Source organism: uncultured Eudoraea sp., from assembly GCF_947258525.1.
Lineage (GTDB): Bacteria > Bacteroidota > Bacteroidia > Flavobacteriales > Flavobacteriaceae > Eudoraea.
Map to the genome: position 1 here is coordinate 1 of NZ_CAMYIP010000167.1, position 8,414 is coordinate 8,414.

An 8,414-nucleotide genomic window follows, 5' to 3' on the forward strand; every position below is an offset into this window, starting at 1 on the left:
AAACATAAAGGTCTATCAGGGAGCTGAGCAGCCCCCGGAATCGCTCCATTTGCATTTTGTTCCCTTTACCCAGGGTATGTTGTATGTTGGGAATGTAGAACCTTTGGCGGAAGACCAGATAGAGTCCGTACAATCCCTGGCCGATGCCTTTGCCATCGCTTACGCTCGTTATGAAGACTTTACCAAATTAGAAAAGGCAAAACAGAATGTGGAAACTACTTTGACCGAATTAAAAACCACCCAAACACAATTAATACAATCTGAAAAAATGGCTTCCCTGGGAGAACTTACTGCAGGCATAGCCCATGAAATTCAGAACCCTTTGAACTTTGTAAATAATTTTTCTGAGGTAAGTGTTGAACTTATTGAGGAAATGCACGAAGAATTGGAGAAAGGTGACCTTGAAGAAGCAAGAGCTTTAGCCTATGATGTAAAACAAAATCTGGATAAGATCACGCACCACGGTAAAAGAGCCGATGTCATTGTCAAAGGGATGCTGCAGCATAGTAGAAGCAGCAGCGGGCAAAAAGAGCTTACGGATATCAATGTCCTGGCCGATGAATATTTGCGCCTGGCCTACCATGGCCTGCGGGCAAAAGACAAAACCTTCAACGCTAGCATGCAAACCGATTTTGACGAAAGTATGGTTAAGATCAATGTTGTTTCTCAGGATATTGGACGAGTGATACTTAATTTAATTACTAATGCATTTTATGCTGTTTCCGAGAGAAAAAAACAACAACCCAATGATTTTGAACCGACGGTTTCAATAAGTACTAAAAAGAAAGGTGAACAGGTTTTGATTTCGGTCAAGGACAACGGCAATGGAATACCAAAAAGAGTTTTGGACAAAATATTTCAACCTTTTTTTACCACCAAACCAACCGGGCAGGGAACAGGATTGGGATTATCTCTTAGCTATGATATCGTAAATGCGCATGGTGGGGAACTTAATGTTAGAACGAAGGAAAATGAAGGGACGGAATTTACTGTTATGTTGCCAGTTTAGGCTTGTTAAGCTATTTGAGATCTTCTTTTAATGCCCTTTTTTATTAATAGGGCAATTTTTTTTATATCTTATAAAAACTTTTATGTGTAACATCCCATAGATGCACATTTTGTTTGCTTTTATCTGTCGAGTATTCATTTACATTAGCCTCATTTATTTGGATCTGAATATTGTGAAGTGATTTACCAATTCAATTACAAGGGCTTGATTTCCTTTGTTTAAAAATTTGAGCATATGAGACCAATGTTTGCTTTGCTTTTTACATTATCTCAAATAATTAGTTTGAATATAATCTCTGCTCAGGAGGTTGTGATTTCCGGTACAGTTTCGGATGCCAATGGCCCTCTGATTGGCGCAAACATATTGGAAAAAGGCACTATCAATGGAACACAATCTAATTTTGAAGGGGACTTTTCCCTTAAGGTCATTGATGAAAATGCCATCTTGGTGTTCTCCTACATCGGTTATGCAAATAAGGAAGTACCGGTAATTGGTCAAACAACTTTGCAAATAGAATTGCAGGCAGTTACGGCTAATTTAGATGAGGTTATTGTTATTGCCTATGGGACAACTACAGTAAAAGATGCCACGGGTTCTGTTGTTGCAGTAGCTTCCAAGGATTTTAATAAAGGGATTATTATTTCACCGGAACAACTGATACAAGGTAAAGCCGCGGGAGTGCAGATAACCGAGACCAGTGGAGAACCGGGTGCAGGAATTGAGATCCGTATCAGAGGCAGTAATTCTGTACGTTCCAACAACAATCCATTATTTGTGGTAGACGGGGTACCACTCGATGGCGGTGCAACATCCTCATTTGAATCCAGTAGGCCCGCAAGAAACCCATTACTGACACTAGAAACCCATTGAACTTCTTAAACCCTTCCGATATTGAAAGTATCAGTATCCTTAAAGATGCCTCTGCAACAGCCATTTATGGCTCCAGGGGTGCAAATGGGGTAGTTATTATTACAACGAAAAATGGCAAGACGGGTGGTGCCGGTGTTTTTGAATTTTCCTCAACCGTAGGTGTTTCCTCTGTTGCAAAGAGATTTGATCTATTGGACAGAGATGAGTTCCTGGCAGGAATTGCACAGTATGGTGGGGATGCAGAAGCAGTTGATTTTGGAGGCAATACGGACTGGCAGGATTTTGTTACAAGAACGGGTATCTCCGAAAATCTAAATTTATCCTGGTCCAAAAATTATGGCAAAGGCAACTTTTTAGCCACCTTTGGTTACGGAAAGGAAAACGGAATTATAAAGAAGACTTCCCTCGAAAGGATCAGCGCAAGGCTTAATTGGTCACACCGATTCTTAAAAGACAAGCTTGAGCTTAGTTTTAGGGGGACTATGTCCAGAGTAAATGATGAGGCTTTTTCACCTTCGCAGGCTTTGTCCCTTGCTTATATAGCCAATCCCACTATTCCGGCAAGCCTGGATTTTGTTTCATCTGGTATTCTAACGCCTGCAGAAGTTTTGGAATATCAACAGATCACGGGCTCTACCAATAGATTCTTAGGAAATATTTCAGTAGATTATGCAATTACTTCGGAACTGTCAGCCAAGTTAACCGTAGGGTATGACAACTCTAAATCTTCAACGGTTTCTGTTAATAGCCGAGATAACCTGGATGCATTTGGTGCTCCTGACAGAGGAACCGGACGTCTTTTCGATCTTGATATTACAAACAATTTATTGGAGGCCATCGTTACCTATAAAAAGAACTTTGAAAATTCCTCCCTGGATGCCCTTTTAGGGTTTTCGTTTCAGGATTTCCAAAGAAGTGGAAGAAATGTACAGGGCTGGGGATTTTCTACCAGTGATCTTAATGAAGCAGGCGAAGATTTGGTAAATTCTGCGAATGCCATTGAAGCGGCCATAAGCGGAAATTACCAACAGTATGGTCTTGGAACCAACGATCCTGATATTTTTGTGAACAGGCTCTTCCCATTGGGAACAGATATGATTTCGCCGGTAGCCACCAGTGTTACTGCTATTTTTGGAGACACCTATGATTTTACAGATGAATTGCAATCTTTCTTTGCCAGGTTAAACTATTCCATCAACAATAAATACCTTTTTACTGGAACAATTCGCGCGGATGGTTCTTCACGTTTTGGTCCGGATAACCAATATGGTTTCTTTCCCTCAGGTGCTTTTGCCTGGAAAATAGATGAAGAAGACTTTATTGGCCCAGGTGTTTCTACCTTAAAACTTAGGGTAAGTGGAGGTCTCACAGGGAATCAGGAAGGTCTTGGATTTGGTAATTTTGTTAGAACTGAACGATACGAAGAAGGGAGGATTGGAAATGGGGGGGAAATAAACATTCCGGGAACCCAGGTAATTTCATTTGTAAACAATGCATTGAAATGGGAAGAAACATTGTCATTTAATGTTGGCATTGATTTTGGATTTAATATTGATAGGCTTACCGGTTCAATTGATCTTTACCGAAAGGAGACAGATGATTTATTGATACGGGTTACTGCGGCGCAACCTTCGCCACGACCATTTTTATTCCAAAATTTAGACGCTGTGGTATTAAACCAGGGGATTGAATTTGTATTGGGATATGATTTTGTGCAATCTGATAATTTCAATTTGGATGCCTCCTTTAATATCGCTTATAATGAGAACGAATTGCAGGATTTTCCAGGGCAAATTCCGGCAGGGAATTTTGGCGGCCAGGGATTGTCAGGGGCATTTGTCCAGTTGCTTACAGGAGGCCAGCCCTTATTTTCTTACTATTTAAGGCCTTTTGAGGGTTTTGATGAAAACGGCCAGCCAATAGGAGATGTTCAGGCCCTTGTTGGGAAAGATGCGTTACCAGATGTGACTGCCGGGTTCTCTTTAAACGCATCCTATAAAAATTGGAATTTCGCGGCCTATCTTACAGGCCAGTTTGCTTACTCGGTATATAATGCCACCAGGAATGCTTTTTTCACAGCCGGGTCTTTGAGGAGTGGAAACAATGTTACAAAAGATGTTTTAACAAATGGTGAATCAGGAAATGCGGCCGCCGAGGTTTCTGAGCGATTCCTGGAAAATGGGGATTATGTGCGCGTACAAACCTTAAGCCTTGGTTATAATGTACCTTTAAGTGGCACACGAACTTTTAAAAGCCTTCAGTTAAGCGTTATTGGCCAAAATTTATTTCTATTTACCGGCTATAGTGGACTTGATCCGGAGGTTAATACAGCCGGCGGCAATTTTATAAACGGTATTCCTACAGCGGGGATCGACAATTTGGCCTATCCAAGACCAAGGATAATTTCTTTTAATTTAACCGCAAAATTTTAACAAAACATGAAAAATGCACAAATCAAAAAATATTTGTTGCCGGCCATCCTGGGAATAGCTTTCATGTCCTGTTCCGATTTGGAGATAGAAGCAACAGATCGCATTATAGATAGATCTACAGCAGAGGGAGGAATATTCAACGGCGTAGAAAGTGTGCCTGCTTCACTTGACAATATTTATAACCTATTAGGTCCTAACTTGATTGGGACTGGGGGTTATACCGGTTTGCAACATATAACTACGGACGAACAGATTGTTCCTACCAGAGGTACTGACTGGGGTGATAATGGTTTATGGAGGAACTTGCATGCCCATACATGGGATTCATCACACGCAGTTGTTGTTTTTACATGGGACACGTGGAATGAAATCATATTCCTTACTTCCGAGGTTATCGATCCCAGAAGTAATGCTTCACAAGAAGAGGTGGCACAAGCAAGTTTTATTCGGGCTTTTGCCACTTGGGTTATTATGGACCTGTTTGGTCAGGTTCCCAATAGAGCGCCGGATGAAGGGCCGGAAATTAATCCTGTTGTTTTATCAAGAACTGAAGCACTTGCCTCTGTACTTAGTGACCTGGATATTGCCATTGAAGGATTACCATCAGCTTCAGCTGGGGATATGGACATTCTTAAAAGAGGCACCAAAGCCGCTGCCCGCTTCTTAAAAGCCAGGGTTCTTTTAAATTCTGGGGTTTATAATGGTACTGGTATTCCTATATCGCTGGATGAAGTTATTTCCTTAGTAGATGAAATCGCTGCCGAAGGTTTTGCTTTGCAATCGGGCTACTTTGATATATTCCAGGAGAGTGCCGATACGGAAACCGTCTTTTGGCTACCAACCAATGTAGGCGTTTTAATTTATGGATCGTTACATTACAGTCAAGGTATTGGGGGTTGGAATGGCTTCAGCACCTTATCTGAATTCTATGATATATTTGAAGGTGATGCGAATAGCAATGCTTTTGGAATAGGTCAGGAAGAGCGCAGAGGGTTTGTTCCGGGGATAAATGAATCGAATGAAACCAACAAAGGGATAGGATATGGTTTTCTAATAGGACAACAGTATAATGCAGATGGTACTAAAACAAAAGACCGCACGGGTAAAGACCTGGTATTTACCAGGGAATATCCGGGTTTAATAGGTGTTGGAGAGGCTAATGGAATCCGAGTACTTAAATATCACCCAAGTATCAACAATGGATTTGTAAATCATGCCATTATTTTTAGGTATGCAGATGCTCATTTGATGAAAGCCGAAGCTATTTTACGTTCCGGTGGCGATGCCACTGCCATGGTGAATGAACTTAGAGTCCTTAGAGGAGCTACACCCCTTGGTGTGGTTTCTGAAAACGAATTATTGGAAGAAAGGGGAAGAGAATTATATCTTGAATTGGTTAGAAGAACAGATATGATTCGTTTTGCGCAGTTTACCAGGAATTGGGAGTTTAAAGACACAAATTCTATAGGGGATGATACCAAAAATTTGTATCCTATTCCATCAAATGCATTGCTTACTAATCCTAATTTGATCCAGAATCCTGGATATTAAAAAGATCAGGTAACCACTTAAAATGAAAAATAGACATAGTGCAATCACATCTACATTGAAATATAAGTTTTACTTTATCCTTGGTTTTATTTTATGTCTTTGCAACATTAGTAATGCCCAGATCCAACAACTAAAATTCACAAAAATTGAAGGATCCAATGGTATTAGTTTAGGTAAGATCAACGCCATTACCCAGGACAAAAATGGTTTTATGTGGTTCTCAGATCAAACAAATGGTGCCATTATAAGATACGATGGCAACCATATGAAATCTTATCAGCACGACCCAAAAGATCCCAATAGCCTTGGAAGTATCTATCCTGAATGTTTGTTCGTGGATCCTTCCGGAATTATCTGGGTTGGGGCAGGAGGATTAAACAGGTTTGACCCGGAGTTGGAGACTTTTACACATTACAGACATAACCCTAATGATGCCGAAAGTATAAGTAGTGATGCTGTTAACACCATTCATATGGACCACCTTGGGGATCTTTGGATAGGAACGAATGAAGGTTTGGATCGCCTGGATATTAAAACAGGAAAGTTTGATCATTTCAGGCACGATCCCAATGATCCAACAAGCCTGAGTAACGACCAAGTTAGGGCCATTTATGAAGACCGGGAAGGTATCCTTTGGGTTGGGACAGGAGTGCCATGGACACACAATCCTGAAGGGGGTCTTAATAAATTTGATCGAAGTAAGGGTGCTTTCACACGCTATTTGCACGACCCTAATAATACAAACAGTCTTGCGGGGAATAAAGTAAGAGCCATATTCGAAGATAGTAGAGGAAACTTCTGGATCGGAACGGATAAGGATGGGTTGCATACTTTAGATCGTAAGACAGGAAAGTTTACACGCCATTCCTATGATCCAAAGCAGCCCGAAAAATTAAGTCGCCCACTGGTGAATGCATCTGCTGGCTATGACCATATTACCTTTATTTTGGAAGATTCTGATGGAAAAATTTGGATCGGGACTGCCGCCAATGGTATTAACCGATATGATCCTGTAAGCCAGAAAATTACCCATTTTGGCAATGATGCTGATAAATCAGGAACCTTCCTTGATAATTCTGGTTGGTGGGCACACGCTTCAGATGATGGAATAGTTTGGCTGACTACTCAGGAAGAAAACGTATATAAAGTTGATCTTAAAAATATTCATATTCCACATTTTAAGGTGGATGGTCTTAATAGATCTTTGATGGAAGAAGCACCCTTTTACATGTGGATGAGCACTAATAATGGTTTGGTGCGTAAAAATTTGAATAACGGAACTTCGCAGCGGATGGTCCATGAACCATCGAATGAAAATAGTTTGAGTAGCAGGTATATTTCAAAATTATTTAAGGACAAAAAGGGGGTCTTATGGATTGGCACGGGCAATGGCTTAAATAGATATAATGCCGGGACCGGTAACTTTACGCGCTACCAGCATGACCCAAATGATTCTACAAGTTTGAGTGGTTATGGTATTTCGGATATATATGAAGACCGGGATTTTAACTTATGGGTAGGGGTAGATGCAGGAGGATTGAATCTAATGGATAGAGATGCCGGAAAATTTACCCATTTTAGAAAGGATGATGAGGATCCCATAAGTATTAGCGATGATAGGGTATCTCGTATTATTGAAGGAGAAAAAAATGAACTTTGGATTGGGTCATTTGGTGGCATAAACAATATGGATCGAAAATCCGGGAAATTCAAGCAATATCTGCCGGGTTATACTACAAATGACTTATATAAGGATAAGTCAGGGATTATCTGGGCGGGCACAAACAAAGGGCTTTATCGTTATGACAAAGGACTAGATAAATTTTATCCATTAGGTGATGAAGGTACTGGAATTGGCATAAATTTCGTTGTAATGTCAATCATCGCCGACAATGAAGAAAATCTTTGGGTAAGTACCTTAAACGGGATATACAGATTGAATAAAAACCGGGATAAATTAGTGCATTTTGGAAAAGAAAGTGGGGTAATTACTTCTGATGGGGATCGTTTATTTAAAGCCTCAGGTTATAAAGCCAATGATGGGAGACTCTTTTTTTGTGATAGTAGAGGATATTACTCTTTTTATCCTGTTGATTTCAAGACGTCCCCTGATGAATCACAATTATATTTTACCTCTTTTTGGGTAAATAATCGAGCTCTGGTTCCAGATAAAAATGGACCGTTAAAGGAATCGCTTTTTGACACTAAGGAAATTCTATTGGATCATAATGAAGATGAATTTGCTTTTAGTTTTACTGCTATAGATTATCGTGGTTCTAGTGATAAGATATTGTATTACAAATTGCAGAATTACGATACAGACTGGCGTGAAGCCCGCGTTGAGGATAAAGTGAATTACTTTAAGGTACCTCCAGGCAATTATATTTTCCAGATAAAAACCGTCAATGCTATAAATGGGATATGGTCCGAAAAAAGTATTGATGTGACCATTGCACCTCCCTGGTGGACCACCTGGTGGGCCTATAGTCTGTATTTTGTTATATTTATTGTGGGGATTTACGCAATGGACCGATATCAGCGAAAACGCTTAC

General features: G+C 40.3%; 5 protein-coding genes. All 5 read left to right on the forward strand.

Annotated elements, in window-relative coordinates:
* Positions 1-1,009: sensor histidine kinase (locus tag Q0X89_RS12685; protein WP_367177057.1), on the forward strand; the 1,009-nt coding region annotated here is incomplete at its 5' end.
* Positions 1,010-1,291: 282 nt separating this feature from the next.
* Positions 1,292-1,879, forward strand: a complete 588-nt coding sequence (locus Q0X89_RS12690; protein WP_297694741.1) for a carboxypeptidase-like regulatory domain-containing protein — start codon at positions 1,292-1,294, stop codon at positions 1,877-1,879.
* Positions 1,876-4,311, forward strand: a complete 2,436-nt coding sequence (locus Q0X89_RS12695; RefSeq protein WP_297694743.1) for a SusC/RagA family TonB-linked outer membrane protein — start codon at positions 1,876-1,878, stop codon at positions 4,309-4,311. Before Q0X89_RS12690 ends, Q0X89_RS12695 begins: the two co-directional genes overlap by 4 nt.
* Before the next feature lie 6 nt (positions 4,312-4,317).
* Complete coding sequence (locus Q0X89_RS12700; RefSeq protein WP_297694745.1) at positions 4,318-5,862, forward strand: RagB/SusD family nutrient uptake outer membrane protein; 1,545 nt, start codon at positions 4,318-4,320, stop codon at positions 5,860-5,862.
* A gap of 22 nt (positions 5,863-5,884) precedes the next feature.
* A partial coding sequence (locus Q0X89_RS12705; RefSeq protein ID WP_297694747.1) for a two-component regulator propeller domain-containing protein occupies positions 5,885-8,414 on the forward strand: 2,530 nt, incomplete at its 3' end.